Annotated in this window: 17 protein-coding genes and 1 pseudogene; all 18 read left to right on the forward strand. The window is 64.9% G+C overall.

The window, feature by feature from the left end; all coding sequences use genetic code 11:
• Window positions 1-364: 364 nt before the first annotated feature.
• The 18 genes and pseudogenes from mraZ to EJ073_RS00295 all read left to right on the forward strand — a co-directional run bounded on the left by mraZ (window position 365) and on the right by EJ073_RS00295 (window position 21678).
• Window positions 365-823: a division/cell wall cluster transcriptional repressor MraZ gene (mraZ, locus tag EJ073_RS00210; protein WP_056573299.1), complete on the forward strand. Its 459-nt coding sequence runs from the start codon at window positions 365-367 to the stop codon at window positions 821-823.
• Window positions 820-1836: a 16S rRNA (cytosine(1402)-N(4))-methyltransferase RsmH gene (rsmH, locus tag EJ073_RS00215; protein WP_126053891.1), complete on the forward strand. Its 1017-nt coding sequence runs from the start codon at window positions 820-822 to the stop codon at window positions 1834-1836. The genes mraZ and rsmH overlap by 4 nt, the downstream gene beginning before the upstream one ends.
• A 4-nt stretch (window positions 1837-1840) precedes the next feature.
• Window positions 1841-2236, forward strand: a complete 396-nt coding sequence (locus tag EJ073_RS00220; protein ID WP_126053892.1) for a hypothetical protein — start codon at window positions 1841-1843, stop codon at window positions 2234-2236.
• A 14-nt stretch (window positions 2237-2250) separates the two neighbouring features.
• Window positions 2251-3960: a penicillin-binding protein 2 gene (locus EJ073_RS00225; RefSeq protein WP_126059039.1), complete on the forward strand. Its 1710-nt coding sequence runs from the start codon at window positions 2251-2253 to the stop codon at window positions 3958-3960.
• A 54-nt stretch (window positions 3961-4014) separates the two neighbouring features.
• The gene (locus EJ073_RS00230; protein ID WP_126053893.1) at window positions 4015-5469 is read left to right on the forward strand and encodes a UDP-N-acetylmuramoyl-L-alanyl-D-glutamate--2,6-diaminopimelate ligase; all 1455 of its coding nucleotides are present in this window, start codon (window positions 4015-4017) and stop codon (window positions 5467-5469) included.
• Window positions 5466-6899, forward strand: a complete 1434-nt coding sequence (locus EJ073_RS00235) for a UDP-N-acetylmuramoylalanyl-D-glutamyl-2,6-diaminopimelate--D-alanyl-D-alanine ligase (protein ID WP_126053894.1) — start codon at window positions 5466-5468, stop codon at window positions 6897-6899. Before EJ073_RS00230 ends, EJ073_RS00235 begins: the two co-directional genes overlap by 4 nt.
• Window positions 6900-6925: 26 nt before the next feature.
• Window positions 6926-8008, forward strand: a complete 1083-nt coding sequence (mraY, locus tag EJ073_RS00240; RefSeq protein WP_126053895.1) for a phospho-N-acetylmuramoyl-pentapeptide-transferase — start codon at window positions 6926-6928, stop codon at window positions 8006-8008.
• 8 nt (window positions 8009-8016) lie between these two features.
• A complete protein-coding gene (gene murD, locus EJ073_RS00245; RefSeq protein WP_126053896.1) occupies window positions 8017-9417 on the forward strand; it encodes a UDP-N-acetylmuramoyl-L-alanine--D-glutamate ligase in 1401 nt (466 codons plus the stop codon).
• Window positions 9417-10568, forward strand: a complete 1152-nt coding sequence (gene ftsW, locus EJ073_RS00250) for a putative lipid II flippase FtsW (RefSeq protein ID WP_126053897.1) — start codon at window positions 9417-9419, stop codon at window positions 10566-10568. The genes murD and ftsW overlap by 1 nt, the downstream gene beginning before the upstream one ends.
• A gap of 1 nt (window position 10569) precedes the next feature.
• Complete coding sequence (gene murG, locus EJ073_RS00255; RefSeq protein ID WP_126053898.1) at window positions 10570-11697, forward strand: undecaprenyldiphospho-muramoylpentapeptide beta-N-acetylglucosaminyltransferase; 1128 nt, start codon at window positions 10570-10572, stop codon at window positions 11695-11697.
• Complete coding sequence (murC, locus tag EJ073_RS00260) at window positions 11694-13100, forward strand: UDP-N-acetylmuramate--L-alanine ligase (protein ID WP_126053899.1); 1407 nt, start codon at window positions 11694-11696, stop codon at window positions 13098-13100. The genes murG and murC overlap by 4 nt, the downstream gene beginning before the upstream one ends.
• The gene (murB, locus tag EJ073_RS00265; RefSeq protein WP_126053900.1) at window positions 13097-14062 is read left to right on the forward strand and encodes a UDP-N-acetylmuramate dehydrogenase; all 966 of its coding nucleotides are present in this window, start codon (window positions 13097-13099) and stop codon (window positions 14060-14062) included. The genes murC and murB overlap by 4 nt, the downstream gene beginning before the upstream one ends.
• Window positions 14063-14429: 367 nt before the next feature.
• Window positions 14430-15355 (forward strand): annotated as a pseudogene (locus EJ073_RS00270) (D-alanine--D-alanine ligase).
• Entirely contained in the window at window positions 15343-16281 is a 939-nt protein-coding gene (locus EJ073_RS00275; RefSeq protein ID WP_126053901.1) for a cell division protein FtsQ/DivIB, read from the forward strand. The pseudogene EJ073_RS00270 and the gene EJ073_RS00275 overlap by 13 nt, the downstream one beginning before the upstream one ends.
• Window positions 16278-17585, forward strand: coding sequence for a cell division protein FtsA (gene ftsA, locus EJ073_RS00280; protein ID WP_126053902.1), 1308 nt, complete (start codon window positions 16278-16280; stop codon window positions 17583-17585). The genes EJ073_RS00275 and ftsA overlap by 4 nt, the downstream gene beginning before the upstream one ends.
• Window positions 17586-17653: 68 nt before the next feature.
• Window positions 17654-19306, forward strand: a complete 1653-nt coding sequence (gene ftsZ / locus EJ073_RS00285) for a cell division protein FtsZ (RefSeq protein ID WP_126053903.1) — start codon at window positions 17654-17656, stop codon at window positions 19304-19306.
• A gap of 337 nt (window positions 19307-19643) precedes the next feature.
• Window positions 19644-20591 (forward strand): UDP-3-O-acyl-N-acetylglucosamine deacetylase, encoded by a 948-nt coding sequence (gene lpxC, locus EJ073_RS00290; protein WP_126053904.1) that lies wholly within the window; start codon window positions 19644-19646, stop codon window positions 20589-20591.
• Window positions 20592-20808: 217 nt separating this feature from the next.
• Window positions 20809-21678, forward strand: coding sequence for an outer membrane protein assembly factor BamD (locus tag EJ073_RS00295; protein ID WP_126053905.1), 870 nt, complete (start codon window positions 20809-20811; stop codon window positions 21676-21678).
• Window positions 21679-21682: the final 4 nt, after the last annotated feature.

Below are 21682 nucleotides of genomic sequence, written 5' to 3' on the forward strand. Positions count from 1 at the left end.
CTATGCGTGGGCGCGGTCCGCAGCAAGCCGCGTCCCTTGGGCCACAGCCCTCTAAACGCTTCGTTAGGCTTAATGGACGATAAAGATCAGACGTGCCGTCAGGCTGCTCTTTCTGGTTGTGGCGAGCGCGTTTGTGAAGCTCGCTCCCGTTGACGCCCATAGTACCCCATGATATCCCATTCCGATACCAAAGCCTTCGTTCCGTGTCAGGGTGAAGCGTACGCCAATCGGGCAGCCGCTGGGGCTGCGCGTTTGCGAGCTTTCGCCTCGTTGAACGAAGCAGAATTTCGGGAAGGGACGCGCTGCGGCGGCGCGGACGGGATGATGGAAAGGGGTGCGGCGGCGGAAGCGGCTGTGGCGCGTGATGGACCGGTTTCTGTCGAACACGGTGAGCAGGATCGATGCGAAGGGACGGGTCTCCGTTCCGGCGCATTTCCGCGCCGTCGTTCAGAAGCGGGGCTATTCGGAGCTCTATGCGCTGCGCTGCCTGGATCTTCCGGCGATGGATGTCGGCGGTCTCGACCTGCTCGACCGCTACGAGCAGCGCATCGCGCAGGAAGATCCCTTCCTGCAGACGGCGGACGACATGTCGTTCTTCTGCCATGGCGATGGTACGTTCCTGAAGCTGGATCAGGACGGGCGCATAACGATGACCGACTTCATCCGCGAGCACACCGGCATTTCGGCGGAAGTGGCCTTTGTCGGCCGCGGCAATTTCTTCCAGATCTGGGAGCCGGGACGGCTTGCCGCCTATGGGGCGCAGGCGCGCGCCCGGCTGTTGCAGCTTCGGCAGGGGACGAAGCCTGGGGAGCGACCGGAATGATGGCTGGCCACGGCGAGGATATCAACGCCGTTGGCGGACTGGCCCGCCACATTCCGGTCCTCCTTGCCGAAGTGCTGGAGGCGCTGTCGCCCAAGGCCGGCGATCTGATCGTCGACGGCACCTTCGGCGCCGGCGGCTATACCAGGGCCATCCTGGCAAGCGGTGCCTCGGTCGTGGCCATCGACCGCGATCCCGATGCCATCGCCGCTGGGCGTTCGCTGGAACAGCAATCCGGCGGCAGCCTGACTCTTGTCCAGGCGCCGTTTTCGATGCTCGACGAGCATGTCGAAAGCGCCGACGGGGTGGTGCTCGACATAGGCGTCTCCTCCATGCAGCTCGACCAGGCCGAACGCGGCTTCTCGTTTCGCGCCGACGGGCCGCTCGACATGCGCATGGCGCAGGCGGGTCTGAGCGCCGCCGATGTCGTCAACAGCTTCAAGGCGGGCGACCTTGCCCGCATCTTCGGCTTTCTAGGCGAGGAGCGTCATGCCGGCCGCATTGCCCGCATGATCGAGAGCCGGCGCGAGAAGCGGCCGTTCGAACGCACGCTCGATCTCGCCGACGCCATCGAGACGCATATCGGCCGCGCACCGAAGGACAAGATCCATCCGGCGACCCGCGTCTTCCAGGCGTTGCGCATTTTCGTCAACGACGAGCTCGGCGAACTGGCACGCGCGCTGTTCGCGGCAGAGCGGGTGCTGAAACCCGGCGGCCGGCTCGTCGTGGTGACCTTCCATTCGCTGGAGGACCGCATCGTCAAGCGCTTCATCGCCGACCGGGCTGAGGCCGCGAGCGGCTCGCGCCATATGCCTGCGGCACAAGCCCGCCTTGAGACCTTCCGCAAGGCCGGCGGCGGTGTAACCGCAGGCGATGCGGAGATATCGGCCAATCCGCGCGCGCGCTCGGCTAGGCTGCGCGCGGCAATCCGCACCGAAGCGCCGGCGCGCGCGGGCGATTTTTCGATTTTCGGCCTTCCAAAGCTTCCCGCCGTCGAGCGGCCGGGGGAGAGGTGAGCACGTGTTTCGTACCAGCGACATAGTCCTGATCGCCGTCATGGTCTCGGCGGCGGCCCTGACCTACAAGACCAAGCGCGATGCCGAGGAGCAATTGGCTTCCGTGCAGAAGATCGAGGCGCAGATCCGCTACGAGGAGGACACGATCGATCTTTTGAAGGCGGACTGGAGCCTGCTCACTCAGCCCTCGCGTCTGCAGAAGCTCGCCGAAATCTACAAGTCGCAGCTCGAACTGGAACCGGTCAATGCGCGCCAGATCGTCAACCTCGACGATCTGCCGGCAAAGCCGGTCAACATCGAGGACCTCTCGTCGCAGCGGCTGGGCGGCATGGCCGACAATTCCGACAAGGGGCCCAAGGGCGCCAAGGACCCGATCGTGACCGGAGGCATCGTGCAATGATCGCCAGGTTCTCGATGCTCGGAGGACTGTTGAGGCGCCGCAAAAGGCAGGATGACGACGGCTCGATCGTGGTCGACGGCGCCCGCAAGGCGACCGGCGGCAGGGCCAAGACCCGCATCGTGATGACGATGGCGGTGTTCTTCGGCATCTATTCGGCCATCGCCGGCAGGCTTGTGTACCTCGGCTTCCAGAGTCCCGACATGTCGGGCGGCCCGCAGAACCGCGTGACGGCCTCGCGGCCCGACATCGTCGACCGCAATGGCGAGGTGCTGGCGACCGATATCAAGACGGCCTCGCTGTTTGCCGAGCCGCGCCGCATCGTCGACGCCGACGAGGCGATCGAGAAGCTATCGACCGTGCTGCCCGAGATCGACTACGAGCAGACCTACCACAAGCTGAAGAGCGGCGCCGGCTTCGTTTGGCTGCAGCGGCAGCTGACGCCGAAGCAGCAGGCCGATATCATGCAGCTTGGCATTCCCGGTTTCGGCTTCCGCACGGAAAAGCGCCGCTTCTATCCGAGCGGCGAAACCTCCTCCTACATTGTCGGTCTCACCAACATCGACAATCAGGGCATCTCCGGCATGGAGAAGTATATAGACGACCAGGGCCTGACCGACCTGCAGGCGTCGGGCCTGGCTGTGGCGAGAGACCTGAAGCCGGTGCGGCTGTCGATCGACCTGCGCATCCAGAACGTCGTGCGCGACGAGGTGGCCACCGGCATGGAGCGGTTCCATGCGATCGCGGCGGGTGCCGTCGTCCTCAACGTCAAGACCGGCGAAGTGATGGCGATGGCCTCGGTGCCGGATTTCGACCCGAACAATCCCTACAACGCTCAGGACAAGGACCGGCTGAACCGCATGTCGGCCGGCCTCTATGAAATGGGCTCGACCTTCAAGAGCTTCACCACCGCCATGGCGCTGGATTCCGGCAAGGTGACGCTGGAAAGCCGGTTCGACGCTACGCGGCCGATCAGGATCGGCCGCCAGACGATCCACGACTTCCACAGCAAGGGCCGGGTGCTGTCGGTGCCGGAGGTGTTCATCTATTCCTCCAACATCGGCTCGGCGAAGGAGGCCGAGGCCGTCGGCATCGAGGGGCACCGCGAATTCCTGCATCGCCTCGGCGTGCTCGAGAAGATGCAGACGGAATTGCCGGAAGTGGCGCGGCCGACCGAGCCAAGGGTGTGGAAGCAGGTCAATTCGATCACGATCGCTTTCGGCCATGGCGTGTCCACGACCCCGCTGCAGACGGCGGTGGGCTGCGCCGCCCTGATGAACGGCGGCTTTCTGATCGAACCGACTTTCCTGCCACGCACGGCGCAGCAGGCGATGGAAGTGGCCAAGAAGGTGGTCAGCGAAAGGACCGTCGAAGGCATGCGCTATCTCTATGCGCTCAACGCCGAGAAGGGTTCGGGCAAGAGCGCTAGGGTTCCGGGCTACCGCGTCGGCGGCAAGACCGGCACGGCGGAGAAGGTCGTCAATGGCCGATACTCCAAGGAGAAGAATTTCAACGCCTTCGTCGCCGCTTTCCCGATGGATGATCCGCAATACATCGTGCTGACGATCGCCGACGAGCCGAAGCCGGAAAAGCCGGGCATGGGGGCGACCGCCGCCTCGAACGCGGGCGTCATGGCGGGAAACATTATCCGCCGTTCGGCCGCCATGCTTGGCGTGAAGCCAGATTTCAGCCATGAAAATGGTGCAACGCTGGTTTCCTATCAGTGATTCTTGGGGCGCGCCGGCAACTGCGCGCTATTTTGTTGCGATGAACGGGACTCGATGCAGCTAAAAGAACTAGCCGGTATCCTGCCTGTCGAGGGAACAGCTTCCCCCGACCTGGTGGTCACCGGGATTTCCTCGGATTCCCGCGCGGTCAAGACCGGCGTCGTCTTTTTCGCGCTCGCCGGCAGCAAGGCCGATGGCGCTGCCTACGCGGCGGATGCCGCTAAGCGGGGTGCCGCAGCGGTCGTGGCGGGCAAGGGAAGCGCCATTTCCGCGCTGCCGGTCCCGGTCTTTTCCGTCGACGATCCGCGGCTGGCCTTGGCGCTGAGTGCCGCCCGCTTCTTCGGCCGGCAGCCGGAGACGATGGTCGCGGTGACCGGAACCAGCGGCAAGACTTCGGTCACCGCCTTTACCCGCCAGATCTGGGAGCAGGCGGGCCTTGCCGCCGCCTCGATCGGCACCACCGGTGTGGTCGCGCCCGGCCGCAACGACTACGGCTCGCTGACGACACCGGATCCGGTGGCGCTGCACCTCCTGCTCAAGGAACTGGCCGACGCCGGCGTCACCCATGCGTCGATGGAGGCCTCCAGCCACGGCCTCGACCAGCGCCGGCTCGACGGCGTCAGGCTTGCCGCTGGCGGCTTCACCAATCTCGGCCGCGACCATATGGACTACCACCCGACGGTCGAGGACTATCATCGCGCCAAACTGCGCCTGTTCGACACGCTACTGCCCGAGGGCGCGCCGGCTGTCATCTTCGCCGACGATCCGTGGTCAGAGCCGACTGTGCGTGCGGCAAAGGCGGCAGGGCTCAACGTGTTGACCGTCGGTCGGCATGGCGACTTCCTCAGGCTGAAGCGGGTCGAGCACGAGCGACATCGCCAGCGGGCCGAGGTCGAGGTCGATGGCGTGCTCCACGAAATCGACCTGCCGCTGGCCGGCGATTTCCAGATCGCCAACGCGCTGGTTTCGGCGGGACTTGCCATTTCCACTGGAACGCCGGTTGCCAAGGCTTTGATGGCATTGGAAAAACTGAAGGGCGCTCCGGGACGGCTCGACCTCGTCGGCACCACGGCCAACGGCGCGCCAGTCTATGTCGACTATGCCCACAAGCCGGATGCGCTGGAAAACGTGCTGGCCTCGGTGCGGCCGTTTACGACCGGCCGGGTCATCGTCGTCTTCGGCTGCGGCGGCGATCGCGATCGCGGCAAGCGGCCGATCATGGGCGAGATTGCGACGCGGCTCGCCGACGTCGTCATCGTCACCGACGACAATCCGCGCTCGGAAGTGCCGGAAACGATCCGCGCCGCGATCCTGGCGGCCGCACCCGGCGCCATCGAGATCGGCGACCGGCGCAGGGCGATCCACGAGGCGGTGGCCATGCTCCATGCCGGCGACACGCTGATCGTGGCTGGCAAGGGGCACGAGGAAGGCCAGACGATCGGCAGCGAAACGTTCCATTTCTCCGACCATGAGGAAGTCCGCGCGGCGCTCAGGGAGCGCGCGGCATGAGCCTGCTCTGGACCTCCGAGGCGCTGGTCGACGCGATGGGCGGACGGCCGATCGGCGTCATGCCGCAAGGCATATCGGGCATTTCGATCGACAGCCGCAGCCTGCAGCCCGGGGATGCCTTCTTCGCGATCAAGGGCGAGACGATGGACGGCCATGATTTCGCGACCGCGGCCGTCAAGGCCGGGGCCGGCGTGCTGGTGGTCGCCGAAGGCAAGCTGCCGTCGCTGGGGCGGCTGACGGCGCCGATGATCGTCGTGCAGGACGTGCTGGTGGCGCTGGAAAGACTGGGCGTCGCCGCGCGCGCCCGCGCCGGGGCCAGGATCATCGCGGTGACCGGCTCGGCCGGCAAGACGACCACCAAGGAGGCGCTGCGCCACGTGCTGTCGGCGGTCGGCACCGTGCACGCCTCGGCGCAATCGTTCAACAACCACTGGGGCGTGCCGCTGACACTGGCGCGGATGCCCGAGAGTTGCGACTTTGCCGTGTTCGAGATCGGCATGAACCATCCGGGCGAGGTCCGGCCGCTGGTCAAGATGGTCCGGCCGCATGTTGCCATCGTCACGCTGATTGCGGCCGCGCATCTCGGCTTCTTCCGCAACCTCGACGAGATTGCCCAGGCCAAGGCCGAGATATTCGAAGGGCTGGAGCCGGATGGGGCGGCGCTGCTCAACCGTGACGATTCCCGCTGGAAACTGCTCGACAAGATGGCAAAGGCCGCCGGTGTCGAGCATGTCTACAGTTTTGGCGAAAATGCCCGCTCGACCTTCCGGCTGGTGAAATGTGAGCTCGACGCCGACCATTCCGTTATCGCCGCCAAGATCGACGGTCGGGAGGTCCTTGCCCGCGTGGGCGCGCCCGGCCGCCACATGGTGCAGAATGTGCTGGCCGTGCTGGGCGCGGCGCAGCTGGTCGGCGCCGATCTCGGCAAGGTGGCCTCGGCGCTGGCCGACCTCTCGGCCGAGCGCGGCCGCGGCAAACGCCACATACTGCGCCATCCAAAGGGGCCGATCACACTGATCGACGAGAGCTACAACGCCAATCCGGCGTCGATGGCGGCGGCCATGGCGCTGCTCAACGCCACGCCGGTGTCGGGCGAGGGCAGGCGCATCGCGGTGCTCGGCGACATGCTGGAGCTCGGCAGCCATTCGGCGAAGCTGCATGCAGCGCTTGCCGAGCTGATTATCGGCACGGGCACGCAAACCGTCTTTCTCGGCGGCCCCGAAATGCGGGCGCTCGCCGAAATACTGCCCAGCGACGTCAATACCGAGTACCGCGCCGGCGCCGAGGAGTTGAAGCCGCTGTTGCTGTCCGCGGTGCGGCCTGGCGACGTGGTCATGGTCAAGTCGTCGAAAGGCATTGGATTTTCAAAGCTGGTCGAGGCGTTGCTCGGCAAATTTCCGGCGCAAGCCGCAACCATTGAACAGACCTAGGGGTCAGGTCCGGGGGACGGAATTTCATGTTCACATTGCTCGTCGATTTTGCGGACAAGATCTCTGTCTTCAACGTCTTCCGCTACATCACCTTCCGCACCGGCGGGGCGTTGATCACTTCGGCGCTGATCGTCTTCATATTCGGGCCGACCATCATCAATTCGCTGAGGCTGCGGCAAGGCAAGGGTCAGCCGATCCGCGCCGATGGCCCGCAGACACATTTCAAGAAGGCTGGCACGCCGACCATGGGCGGGCTGATGATCCTTTCCGGCATCATCGGCTCGTCGCTGCTGTGGGCGAACCTCTCCAGTATCTATGTCTGGGTGGTTCTGCTGGTGACCATCGGCTTCGGCTCGATCGGCTTCTATGACGACTATCTGAAGGTGACCAAACAGTCGCATCTCGGCTTTTCCGGCAAGGCGCGGCTGGCGATCGAATTCGTCATCGCCTGCATCGCCGCCTGGGTGATCATGCATAACGGTCAGGCGCCGTTCTCCTCGTCGCTGACCTTTCCCTTCGCCAAGGAATTTATCATCAACCTCGGCTGGTTCTTCGTGCCGTTCTCCTGCTTCGTCATCGTCGGCGCCGGCAACGCGGTGAACCTGACCGACGGCCTCGACGGCTTGGCGATCGTGCCGATCATGATCGCGGCCGCATCCTTCGGCGTTATCGCCTATCTTTCCGGCAACGCCGTGTTCGCCGAATATCTGCAGATCCACTTCGTTCCCGGCACCGGCGAACTGGCGGTGGTGCTTGGCGCGGTGATCGGCGCCGGCCTCGGCTTCCTGTGGTTCAACGCGCCGCCGGCCGCCATCTTCATGGGCGACACCGGCTCGTTGGCGATGGGCGGCCTGATCGGCACGGTCGCGGTCGCGACCAAGCACGAGATTGTGCTGGTTATCGTCGGCGGCCTGTTCGTGGTCGAGATCCTGTCGGTCATCATCCAGGTCGGCTACTTCAAGATGACCGGCAAGCGCGTATTCCTGATGGCGCCGATCCATCATCATTTCGAAAAGCTCGGCTGGACCGAAAGCCAGGTGGTGATCCGCTTCTGGATCATCGCGGTGATCCTGGCGCTGGTCGGCCTGTCGACCCTCAAGCTCAGATAGGCCGCCGCTTGATCCCCGCCTCATCCTTTTCAGGCAAGCGCGTTTCGCTCTTCGGGCTCGGCGGTTCGGGGATCGCGACCGCGCATGCGCTGATCGCCGGCGGGGCCGACATCCTTGCCTGGGACGACAATCCGGATAGCGTCACCAAGGCCGCCGCCGCCGGGATCGCGACGGGCGACCTGCACGGTGCCGACTGGTCGCGCTTCTCCGCCTTCGTGCTGTCGCCCGGCGTGCCGCTGACGCATCCGAAGCCTCACTGGACGGTGGAACTCGCGCGGGGCGCCGGCGTCGAGGTCATCGGCGATATCGAGCTGTTCTGCCGCGAGCGGATCCTGCGGGCGCCGACGGCTCCCTTCATCGCCATTACCGGCACCAACGGCAAATCAACGACCACGGCGCTGACCGCGCATATCCTGAAATCGGCGGCGCGCGACACGCAGATGGGTGGCAATATCGGCCGCGCCATCATGACGCTCGATCCACCGGAAGAGCGACGCCACTACGTCGTCGAATGCTCCTCCTACCAGATCGACCTCGCGCCCTCGATCAATCCGACGGCCGGCATCCTGCTCAACCTGACACCCGATCATCTCGACCGCCACGGCACCATGGCGCACTACGCCTCGATCAAGGAGCGGCTGGTGGCCGGTAGCGAGACGGCAATCGTCGGCGTTGACGATTCCTGGTGCGCGCAGATCGCCGACCGGCTGGAGCGCGCCGGCAGGCCGGTCATCCGCATTTCCAAGCGCCTGCCGCTGACCGACGGCTACTTCGCCGATGGCAGCAACCTGATGGAAGCCGTGCATGGCCGTTACAGTCGTGTCGCCTTCCTGGAAGGTATCGGCTCGCTACGCGGCCAGCACAATGCGCAGAACGCACTGGCCGCGGTCGCCGCCTGTCTCAAGGTCGGGCTGGACCTCGGCGAGATCCAGGCGGGGCTGGAAAGCTTTCCGGGCCTGGCGCATCGCATGGAGCAGGTCGGCCGCAAGGGCCATGTGCTCTTCGTCAACGATTCCAAGGCGACCAATGCCGATGCGGCGGCTCCAGCCCTGTCCAGCTTCAACCGCATCTACTGGATCGCCGGCGGCCTGCCCAAGGAAGGCGGCATCGAGCCGCTGCGCGGCTTCTTCCCGCGCATCGCCAAGGCCTATCTGATCGGCGAGGCGGCACCCGCCTTGTCGGCGACGCTGGGCGAGGCGGTGCCCTACGAGATCTCCGGTACGCTGGCGGCGGCTGTCGAGCATGCCGCGCGCGACGCCGCCAATGACGATGGCGGCGAGGCGGTCGTGCTGCTGTCGCCCGCCTGCGCCAGTTTCGACCAATTCAAGAATTTCGAAGTGCGCGGCGAAGCCTTCAGGCAAGCTGCGAGCGCTATAGATGGCGTGAAACCCATCGGAGGGGCACGTTAATGCAAAGCCGTCTCGACAAAAGTCCGGTAGCCACCTGGTGGTGGACGATCGATCGCTGGTTCCTGGCGGCATTCCTGTCGCTGATGGGTCTGGGCATCGTGCTCTCCTTCGCGGCGAGCCCGGCGGTGGCCGAACGCATCGGCCTAGACAGCTTCCACTTCGCCACCAGGCAGATCATCTTCACCGTGCCGGCGCTCGGCGTGATGCTCGCCGTCTCCTTCCTGGAATCGCGGCAGATACGGCGCATGGCGCTGGTGATCCTGTGCACCATGCTGGTGCTGATGGTGGCGGTGCTCTATGTCGGCGTCGAGGTCAAAGGCGCGCGGCGCTGGGTATCGCTTGCTGGCCTCTCCATCCAGCCGTCGGAGTTCCTGAAGCCGGCCTTCGTCATCGTTTGCGCATGGCTCTTCGCCGAGCACAAGCGCCAGCCCGACATTCCCGGCAATCTGTTTGCCCTGCTGCTCCTGGTTCTGGTCGTCTCGCTTCTCGTCGCCCAGCCCGACCTTGGCCAGACCATGCTGGTGACCGGCACGTGGGGGGTCATGTTCTTCATGGCGGGCCTGCCGTGGCTGTGGATCATCGCGCTCGGCGTCACCGGCGTCAGCGGCCTGTTCGCCGCCTATACCGTGTTTCCACACGTCGCCGCCCGCATCGACAAGTTCCTGACCGGCGAGGGCGACACCTTCCAGGTCGACATGGGGCGCGAGGCGTTGATCAATGGCCACTGGTTCGGCGTGGGCCCGGGCGAGGGCACGGTCAAGCGGGTCATCCCCGACAGTCATGCCGACTTCGTCTTCTCGGTCGCCGGCGAGGAGTTCGGGCTGGTGATGTGCTTCTTCATTATGTCGATCTTCGCCTTCATCGTGCTGCGCGGCCTCAACACCGCGCTCAAGGAACACGACGACTTCGCGCGCTATGCCGTTGGCGGTCTGGTCACGGTGTTTGGCCTGCAGTCGGCCATCAACATGTGCGTCAACCTGCAACTGATGCCGGCCAAGGGCATGACGCTGCCGTTCATCTCCTATGGCGGCTCCTCGCAGATCGCCATCGCCATCTCGATGGGCATGGTGCTGGCCTTGACGCGCAGGCGGCCCGAGAAGCGCAAGCAGATGGGTTTTTCCTTCCCGCAGCGCGCCATGCCGGCGGAGTGATATGTCGCGGGGTGTGATCCTTCTGGCGGCGGGCGGCACGGGCGGACATCTCTTCCCGGCCGAAGCGCTGGCACATGAGCTCAATGAGCGCGGCTGGAAGGTGCATCTGGCCACCGACCATCGCGCCGAGCGCTATTCCGGCCAGTTCCCGGCTGTCAACATCCATCCGATCCAGTCGGCGACGCTTGGCTCGAAGAATCCGCTGGCGGTGCTGTCGGCCTTCTGGACGATCTGGCGCGGTGTGCGGCAGGCCTCGAAGATCATCGCCAGGATCAAGCCGGAAGCCGTCGTCGGCTTTGGCGGTTATCCGACATTGCCGCCGCTCTATGCCGCGACACGGCGCAGGGTGCCGTCGCTGATCCATGAGCAGAACGCGGTGATGGGCCGCGCCAACAGGGCGCTGGCCGGCCGCGTCGACGCCATCGCCGGCGGTTTCCTGCCGGAGGACGAAAGTGCTGCCGGCGCCAAGACGGTGACCACCGGCAATCCGGTCAGGCCGCAGATCCTGGAGGCGGCAAAGACGCCTTATGTGGCTTCGACCGGCGATGAGCCATTCCGCTTCCTGGTGTTCGGCGGGAGCCAGGGCGCGCAGTTCTTCTCCGACGCCGTGCCCGCGGCAATCGGGCTTCTGCCGGAGGCCGAGCGCAAGCGGCTGATGATCACACAGCAGGCGCGCGCCGAGGACGTGGCGCGGGTCAAGGCGGCCTATGCGTCGCTGGGCGTCGAGGCGCAGGTGTCGCCGTTCTTCACCGACATGGCGGCGCGGATGGCGGCGTCGCACCTGGTGATGTCGCGCTCTGGCGCCTCGACCGTGTCGGAGATCGCCGTCATCGGCCGGCCGGCGCTGCTGGTGCCCTATCCGCACGCGCTCGACCACGACCAGGCGGCGAATGCGGCCGCCCTTGCGGCGGCCGGTGGGGCGGAGGTGCATCCGCAATCCACGCTTTCCCCCGAGCGCATCGCCACGCTGGTCGCCGGGCTGATTCAGGACCCGGATCGGCTGTCGGCCATGGCCGCGGCCGCCCGGTCGGCCGGAAAACCGAACGCGGCGCGGTTGCTCGCCGATCTGACAGAGGCTATTGCGTCGAAAAAAACCGTTTCGGACTTCAGGAAGGGGACGCAAGCATGAAGATGCCGCAGACGATCGGCCTTGTGCATTTCATCGGCATCGGCGGCATCGGTATGAGCGGCATTGCCGAGGTGCTGCACAATCTCGGCTACAAGGTGCAGGGCTCCGACCAGGCCGACGGCGCCAATGTGCAGCGGCTGCGCGACAAGGGCATCGAGTGTTTCGTCGGCCACAAGGCGGAAAACCTTGGCGATGCCGAAGTGGTTGTCGTCTCGACCGCGATCAAGAAATCCAATCCGGAGCTCAAGGCCGCTCGCGAGAAGCTGCTGCCTGTCGTGCGCCGCGCCGAGATGCTGGCCGAACTGATGCGCTTCCGCCAGGCGGTTGCGATCGGCGGCACGCACGGCAAGACGACGACCACCTCGATGGTGGCGACACTGCTCGAAGCGGGCGGGCTCGACCCGACCGTGATCAATGGCGGCATCATCAACGCCTATGGCACCAACGCCCGCATGGGCGACGGTGAATGGATGGTGGTCGAGGCCGACGAGAGCGACGGCACCTTCCTGAAGCTGCCGGCCGACATCGCCGTCGTCACCAACATCGATCCCGAGCATCTCGACCATTACGGCAGCTTCGACAAGGTGCGCGAGGCGTTTCGCCAGTTCGTCGAGAACGTGCCGTTCTACGGCTTCGGCGTGATGTGCACCGATCATCCCGAGGTGCAGGCGCTGGTCGGCCGCATCGAGGACCGGCGCGTCATCACCTATGGCGAGAACGCGCAGGCCGACGTGCGCTTCACCAATCACCGCATGGATGGTGCCGCCTCCGAGTTTGACGTCGTCATCCGCGACCGCAAGACGGGCGGTCAAACGACGATTGCCGATCTGCGTCTGCCGATGCCCGGCCGCCACAACGTCTCCAACGCGACCGCCGCGATCGCGGTCGCGCATGAGCTTGGCCTCACCGCCGAGGCGATCAAGAAGGGCCTGTCGTCCTTCGCCGGCGTCAAGCGGCGCTTCACTCATACCGGCTCGTGGAACGGCGTCGAGATCTTCGACGATTACGGCCACCATCCGGTCGAGATCACGGCGGTGCTGAAGGCCGCGCGCAGCGCCACCAAAGGCCGCGTCATCGCTATTGCGCAGCCGCACCGCTACACCCGGCTGCACGATCTGTTCAACGAGTTCTCGGTCTGCTTCAACGACGCCGACACAGTGATGGTGGCGCCGGTCTATGCGGCAGGCGAAGAGCCGATCGAAGGCGTCACTTCGGATGCGCTGGTGTCGCGCATCCGCGCCGGCGGTCATCGCGACGCGCGCAATATTGAGGGCCCGTCGGCGATCGCGCCGATCATCCGCGAACTGGCCAAGCCGGGCGACTTCGTCGTCTTCCTCGGCGCCGGCAACATCACGCAATGGGCCTATGCTTTGCCCAAGGAACTCGGCGGGACGGCCTCATGATGCGCGGCCAGGCCCTGATCGAAAAGCTTGGCGACCGGCTGGCCGGCCTGCGCGGCCGCGTCACGCCCAACGCCGAGATGGACAAGATCACCTGGTTTCGCGCCGGCGGCCTGGCGGACGCGCTGTTCCAGCCGGCTGACGAGGAGGACCTCGCCGCCTTCCTACGCGCCGTGCCGGAGGAAATCCCGCTGACCGTCGTCGGCGTCGGCTCGAACCTCCTGGTGCGCGACGGCGGCATTCCAGGTTTCGTCATCCGGCTTTCGGCCAAGGGCTTTGGCGAGGCGGAAGTCGTTTCGCCGACCACAATCAGGGCCGGCGCCGCAACGCCCGACAAGCGCCTCGCGGCCGTCGCCTATGAGGCGGGGATCGGCGGCTTCCATTTCTACCACGGCATTCCCGGCGCCGTCGGCGGTGCGCTGAGGATGAACGCCGGCGCCAATGGCGTCGAGACGCGCGAACGCGTCGTCGAGGTGCGGGCGCTCGACCGCAAGGGCAATCTTCACACGCTCAGCAATGCCGACATGGGCTATGCCTATCGGCATTCGGCGGCACCTTCGGGGCTGATCTTCACCTCGGCGCTGTTCGAGGGGCATCCGGAAGACCAGGCGACGATCAAGGCGGCGATGGATGCGGTGCAGAACCATCGCGAGACGGTGCAGCCGATCCGCGAGAAGACCGGCGGCTCGACGTTCAAGAATCCGGAGGGCACCTCGGCCTGGAAGGAGATCGACAAGGCCGGCTGCCGTGGCTTGATGATCGGCGGCGCGCAGATGTCGCCGATGCATTGCAATTTCATGATCAACACCGGCACCGCGACCGGCTACGACCTCGAATATCTCGGCGAGACCGTGCGCGCGCGGGTGCTCGAGAATTCGGGCGTCCGGCTGCATTGGGAAATCAAGCGCCTCGGCGATTTCCGGTCCGGCCATGCGGTTCAGGAATTCCTGGGGCAACTCCTCTAAGGCGTGCCGGCGCTCAGGCGATGCCGGCCTGAGCTGGAACTCAGCGCACCTCCAGGGTGTGGCGAAGTTCAAGTAATACATGAACTTCGGCGATCCGTAACGGCCCAGGGACCGTTGCCCCAAAGACTCTACGACACACTTTTCGCAACTGTTTTCGCGGAAAGTGAATCTCTCGGAATCTTAAGGACTTGCCAGCGAATCAACTCTCTGATTCTCTGGCCTCAAGCGTTTCCTGATTTGAGTCGTTCGACGCGTCGGTCGCGTTTTCCGTCTGGGGGGCAACCTGCCGGAAGACTCGGACTCACCGTGCGGGAATGCTGGTGTGGAAATGTCAGTCGCGGCCCGCCGTGAGAGGGGATGACGGGAGATGAAGAACAAGCATGTGGCCGTCCTGCTCGGTGGTTTTTCGTCGGAGCGGCCCGTGTCCCTGTCCTCGGGGAAGGCATGTGCGGATGCGCTCGAGAATGAAGGCTATCGCGTCACCCGGGTCGACGTTGCGCGCGATGTCGGCTCCGTGCTTGTCGCGCTCAAGCCTGACGTTGCCTTCAATGCGCTGCACGGTCCGTTCGGTGAGGACGGCACCATTCAGGGTGTCCTCGAATATCTCGAAATCCCCTACACGCATTCCGGCGTGCTTGCCTCGGCGCTGGCCATGAACAAGGAGCAGGCCAAGAAAGTCGCCAAGGCAGCCGGCATCCTGGTGGCGGAATCGAAGGTGGCCAACCGCTTCGCCATCCAGAACAAGCATCCGATGAAGCCGCCCTACGTGGTCAAGCCGGTCAACGAAGGATCGAGCTTCGGCGTCGTCATCGTGCATGAAGGGCAGTCGCATCCGCCGCAGGTCATCGGCTCGTCCGAATGGAAATATGGCGACACCGTCATGGTCGAGCGCTACATCCATGGGCGTGAGCTGACCTGCGCGGTGATGGGCGATGTGGCGCTCGGCGTCTGCGAGATCATTCCGACCGGCCATTCCTTCTACGATTACGATTCGAAATACGTGGCGGGCGGATCAAAACACGAAACCCCTGCTAAAATTTCACCGAATATTTACCAAAAATACAGACACTGGCGCTTAAGGCTCACCAAGCTATCGGTTGCCGGGGCGTTTCCCGGTCGGACTTCCGTTACGACGACCGTCACTCCGAAAACGGCGAGGTTGTCTGGCTCGAGATCAACACCCAGCCGGGCATGACGCCGACGTCTCTGGTGCCTGAAATCGCCGCACAAGCGGGGCATTCGTTCGGCGAACTGTTGAGTTGGATGGTGGAGGACGCTTCGTGTCTGCGTTGAGGTGGGGACAGGGCAAGGGGGCGGGCGCCGGGCCGGCGCTGTTCGGTCTGCCGTTGTCGTTCGACCATTTCGTGTTGCCGCGCATGTTTCGCCGGCCGGTGCGCGTCCTGGCGCGCCTCGGCGGTGGTGAATTCACCGCCCCGCCTTTCTCCGCTGCGATCCTTTCGGCTGTGCTGATTGGGTCCGGCAGCGCCTACGGCGCCTATCTTGGCGGGCAGATCGACGGCGTCGTTCAGGGCATCACGGCGCGCACCGGTTTCGCAGTCGATCAGATCAAGGTGGTTGGCAACCGCGAGACCTCCGAGATCGACATACTGGACCGGCTCGAGCTTGACGGCTGGACCTCGCTGATCGGATTCGATGCCGAGGCCGCGCGCGAGCGGATCAGGACGCTACCCTGGGTCGAGGTCGCGGCGGTACGCAAGGTCTATCCGCATACGCTGGAAGTGCGCGTCGAGGAGCGTGAGCCTTTCGCGCTCTGGCAGCAGGGCAATTCGCTTTCGGTCATCGAGCGCGACGGCCAGGTCATCGCCCCGTTCTCAGGCGGCAAGCAGGCGCTGCTGCCGCTGATCATCGGCACCGGCGCGCCAGCCACGGCGCCGGACTTCCTTGCCAAGGTGAAGCGCTATCCCGAGCTTGCGGCGCGAGTCAAAGGCTATATCCGCGTCGGCGAGCGGCGCTGGGACCTGAAGCTGGAGAACGGCATCACGGTTAAGTTGCCGGAAGACGGCGAAGACCAGGCGATCGCCGAACTGGTCAGGATGGACCGCGACAACGGCCTTCTGACGCGCGACATCGCAGCCGTCGACATGCGCCTGTCCGACCGCCTCGTCGTGCAGTTGACGCCGGAGGCGGCGACGCAGCGCGAGGCCACGCTCAACGAAAAGCCGCAGAATCTGAAGCGCAAGCCGGAGACGAAGATATGAGCTGGCTTGGCGGCAACAGCGACGCCTCCTCGCGCCGGTCCGGCACGCTGACGGTGCTCGACGTCGGCTCGAGCAAGGTTTGCTGTGTGGTGGCGAAGCTGAAGCCGCGTGAGGACGGCAAGCTTTTGCGCGGGCGCTCGCATCGCATCCAGGTGATCGGCATCGGCCACCAGAAATCGCAAGGCGTGAAGTCGGGCGTGGTCGTCGATCTCGACCGCGCCGAGCATGCCATCCGTCTGGCCGTCGACGCCGCTGAGCGCATGGCCGGGCTGACGGTGGATTCGCTGATCGTCAACATGACCGCCGGAAGGCTGAAGAGCGAGACCTTCTCGGCCACGATCAATCTCGGCGGCCATCAGGCCGACGAGGCCGACATCAAGCGCGTGCTTGCCGCCGGTGCCAAGCAGGCGTTGAAGGCCGAGCGTGAGGTGATCCATTCGCTTCCAGTCGGCTTCTCGCTCGACGCCGAGCGCGGCGTGCGCGATCCACGCGGCATGGTCGGCGACACGCTGGGCGTCGACATGCATGTGCTGACAGGCGATTCCGCGCCGCTGCGCAACCTGGAGCTCTGCATCAACCGTTCGCATCTCTCGGTCGAGCGCATGGTGGCAACCCCCTATGCCAGTGGACTTGCCGCACTCGTCGACGATGAGCTCGAGATGGGCGCCGCCTGCATCGACATGGGTGGCGGTACGACGACGATCTCAGTGTTCGCGGAAGGCAAGTTCGTTCATGGCGACGCCATCGCTATCGGCGGCAATCATGTAACGCTCGACATGGCCAAGGGCCTGTCGACCTCTCTCGATGCCGCCGAGCGGCTGAAGGTGATGCACGGTTCGGCGCTGCCCGGCAGCGCGGACGATCGCGACCTCGTCTCGATTCAGCCGATCGGCGAGGAAGGCGAGGTGCCCTTGCAGATACCGCGCTCGATGATGACGCGCATCATTCGCGCCCGTATCGACGAGACGCTGGAGCTTTTGCGCGACCGGCTGAACAAGTCCGGCTACGGCAATGCCGTCGGCAAGCGCGTTGTGCTCACCGGCGGCGCCAGCCAGCTTTCCGGTCTGCCGGAAGCAGCGCGCCGCATCCTCGGCCGCAATGTGCGCATCGGCCGCCCGCTCGGCGTGGCGGGCCTGCCGGAGGCGGCCAAGGGGCCGGCGTTCTCGACCCCGGTCGGGCTTTTGATCTATCCGCAGATGGCGAGCTTCGAGAGCCATTCGGTGAAAGGAATTTCCGGTCTCAGGATGACTGGAACGGGTGGAAAACTGCATCGCATGAGTCAGTGGTTGAGAGACAGTTTCTAAAATTGACGGGGACAGCCCCATAGGCGGCCGCAGCGGCGAAGCGGCGGGAAAGGCAAAGGACGGAGACAATGACCATCAATCTGCAAAAGCCGGACATCACCGAGCTGAAGCCACGCATCACCGTGTTTGGTGTAGGCGGCGGCGGCGGCAATGCGGTCAACAACATGATCACCGCCGGCTTGCGCGGTGTCGAGTTCGTGGTGGCGAACACCGATGCGCAGGCGCTGACCATGTCGAAGGCGGAACGGCTGATCCAGCTTGGCGCGCATGTCACCGAGGGTCTCGGCGCCGGCTCGCAGCCGGAGGTCGGCCGCGCGGCGGCGGAGGAATGCATCGATGAGATCATCGATCACCTCTCCAATACCCATATGTGCTTCGTCACCGCCGGCATGGGCGGCGGCACCGGCACCGGCGCTGCCCCGGTAGTCGCCCGCGCCGCGCGCGAGAAGGGCATTCTCACCGTCGGCGTCGTCACCAAGCCGTTCCACTTCGAGGGCCAGCGCCGCATGAAGACGGCCGACTTGGGCATCGAGGAACTGCAGAAATGCGTCGACACGCTCATCGTCATCCCCAACCAGAACCTGTTTAGGCTGGCCAACGACAAGACCACCTTCGCTGATGCCTTCGCCATGGCCGACCAGGTGCTCTACTCGGGTGTCGCCTGCATCACCGACCTGATGGTCAAGGAAGGCCTGATCAACCTCGACTTCGCCGACGTCCGCTCGGTGATGCGCGAGATGGGCAAGGCGATGATGGGCACGGGCGAAGCTTCGGGCGAGGGCCGCGCCATGGCCGCCGCCGAGGCAGCGATCGCCAACCCGCTGCTCGACGAGACCTCGATGAAGGGCGCCAAGGGCCTGCTGATCTCGATCACCGGCGGCCGCGACCTCACCCTGTTCGAGGTCGACGAAGCCGCGACCCGCATACGCGAAGAGGTCGACCAGGACGCCAACATCATCCTCGGCGCCACCTTCGACGAGGAGCTGGAAGGCGTAATCCGCGTCTCGGTGGTCGCCACCGGTATCGACAAGTCGGCGGCCGAAATCGCCGCGGCACCGATCTCGATCCGTGCCGCACCGCAGAAGCCGGTCAGCCGTCCTGCCGCCCCGGGCCGGCCGGCGCCGGTCCAGCAGCAGACCTATGAGCCGCGCGCCGCCGATCCGGTCGCCGAGGCGATCCAGCTTGCCGAAGCCAATGCCGCCGCGATGGCGCAGGCTCGCCCAGCGCCGACGGCGCATGCGGAAGAATTCCGTCCGCAGAGCAAGATCTTCCAGGCGCCACCCGCCCAGCCGCAGCCCATCGTCCAGCAGCAGGTGGTGCAGCCCGCGCCGCTCAGGGAGATGCCGCAGCCGGTTGCCGCCGCACCCCAGCGCATGCCGCGCGTCGAGGACTTTCCGCCGGTGGTGAAGGCCGAGGTGGAGGCCAAGAGCCGTCCGGCCGACCATGAGAACGGCGGTCCGATGGGGCTGCTGAAGCGCCTTACCAATGGGCTGACGCGCCGTGAGGAAGAGCCAGCCCGGCTGCAGCCGGCGCAGCCGCGCGAGCCGAAACTGCGCCAGGCGGCACCGGAAGTGCGCCGTCTAGCCAGCCAGGATCCGCAGCTCTACGCGCCGCGCCGCGGCCAGCTCGACGACCAGGGCCGGCTGACGCCGCAGAGCCGGGCCGTGCAGGACGACGACCAGCTGGAGATCCCGGCGTTCCTGCGCCGCCAGGCCAATTGACCGTTAACGGTTCGTAACAGTTGTTAACAGGCAGACAAGCGATTGTTTGCCTGTTAATATATTAAGTGCTGCAAAAACAAGGTGTTACAAACGCCTGCTTGCGTCCGATCGCGGTTACAGAGGGTAAGAAACCGTGATTTGGACTCTCCCGGCCGGACCATTATCTTCGCCCGAGCACTATCGGCTTGCCGGGATTCGGGGAGTTGGCCCTGCCTGCCGATCATATCAAGAGCCGCACGGTCTTGTTTATTTTGCCGCATGTATGCGCACGCCGGGTGATCCATCCGGCCGCAAAATACTCCAGGAAGCGATGAAGCGGACGCAGGCAGTATGGGCCATGGGGTTTGTCTTGCACGACTATCAGACGACACTAAAATCGCGCGCGACGCTGACGGGTACAGGCGTCCATAGCGGCAAGCCCGTCACCGTTCATTTTCTGCCCGCGGACGCCGATACCGGCATTGTCTTCCAGCTTTCCAATGGCGGCGAGAGCCGTGAGTTTCGTGCGCTTGTCTCCGAAGTCGGTGCGACCGACCTCTGCACCATGCTCGGCGATCCGGCGGGTGAGCACATCGGCACGGTCGAACATCTGATGGCCGCGGTCTTTGGACTTGGCGTCGACAATCTGGTCATCGAAATCGACGGCCGTGAGGTTCCGATCCTCGACGGCAGCGCCGTGCCCTTTGTCGAAGCCTTCGACCAGGCGGGCATCGAGACGCTGCCGGTCAAGCGCCGCTACATCCGGGTGGTCAAGCCGGTCCGCATCGAGAATGGCGCCTCTTGGGCCGAGTTCAGGCCTTATGACGGCACGCGCTTCGAGATCGAGATCGATTTCGAGAGCCCGGCCATCGGCCGCCAGCTCTTCGCCTCCGACATCAATCCCGACATTTTCCGCCGTGACATCGCGCGCGCCCGCACTTTTGGCTTCATGAAGGACGTCGAGCGTCTCTGGGCCGCCGGCTACGCGCTCGGTGCGTCGCTGGAGAACTCGCTGGTGATCGGTGACGACAACCGCGTCATCAACATGGGCGGCCTTCGCTATGCCAACGAATTCGCGCGCCACAAGACGCTGGACGCCATGGGCGACCTGGCGCTCGCCGGCGCCCGCTTCATCGGGTGCTTCCGCTCCTATCGCGGCGGCCACAGGATGAATGCGGCGGCTTTGCGTCGGCTTCTGTCCGACCGGTCTGCATTCGAGATCGTCGAAACCACACGTCGCGAGCGTGGTCGCAGCGCCGAAATGATTGCCGTGAGTGCGCCGCTCTACGCGCCCTGGATGATCTGATTCTTAACGATTTTCCGGCTTTGTGGCGGCCGACCCGGTGTTGCATGGATGCATCACCAGCAGGTGAAATCGTACCATTGCGGCGGCAGTGCCAAACCGCCACAAAAATGTGCGATTGGCCGGAGATAGCGTTGCCGGGCAAGGCGGTTATGGTCTATGGCTGCTGCCCCAGAGCGAAATGACGACTGAAATGACGCCGAAAGGGCGGAATCCAATCATGTTCTTCAAGCGAGTTGGTCAATCGAAAGCGCCGCGCCGGGCTGTTTTCCTGGCGCTTTCGGTGGTTGTTCCATCGCTCGTCCTGTCTGCCTGCATGTCCTCCGAGAAGGACGTCGACCTGTCGACCTATGTCGATCAGACCGAGCCGGCGGACGTCCTCTACAATCAGGGCCTCGCCAATCTGAATGCCGGCCGCCTGGACGAGGCGAGCAAGAAGTTCGACGCGGTCGACCGCCAGCACCCGTATTCGGAATTCGCCCGCAAATCGATGGTGATGGGCGCTTTCGCCGACTATCGCGCCGGCCACTACGACGAGGCGATCGGCTCGGCCAAGCGCTATCTGACCCTCTACCCGTCGACGGATGACGCCGCCTACGCCCAGTATATCATCGGGCTGAGCTACTACCGTCAGATCAAGGACGTCACGCAGGACCAGAAGGAAGCTCGCCTCACCGTACAGACGATGCAGGATCTGGTGACGCGCTGGCCGACGTCAGAATATGTCGACGACGCCAAGGAGAAGATCCGCTTCGCCACCGACCAGCTTGCCGGCAAGGAGATGCAGATCGGCCGCTACTATCTCGAGCGCCGCGAATACATCGCCGCCGTCAAGCGTTTCCGCACCGTTGTCGAAACCTATTCCAACACTCGCCATGTCGAGGAGGCGCTGGCGCGCCTGACCGAAACCTACTACGCCATGGGGCTGACCTCGGAAGCGCAGACCGCCGCGGCGGTGCTCGGCACCAACTATCCCGACAGCCAGTGGTACAAGGATTCCTACAAGCTCCTGCAGAGCAATGGGCTTGAGCCGCGCGAAAATGCCGGGTCGTGGATATCCAAGGCCGGGAAGCTGATCACCGGCGCCTGACATC

This window comes from Mesorhizobium sp. M4B.F.Ca.ET.058.02.1.1, assembly GCF_003952505.1.
Taxonomy (GTDB): domain Bacteria; phylum Pseudomonadota; class Alphaproteobacteria; order Rhizobiales; family Rhizobiaceae; genus Mesorhizobium.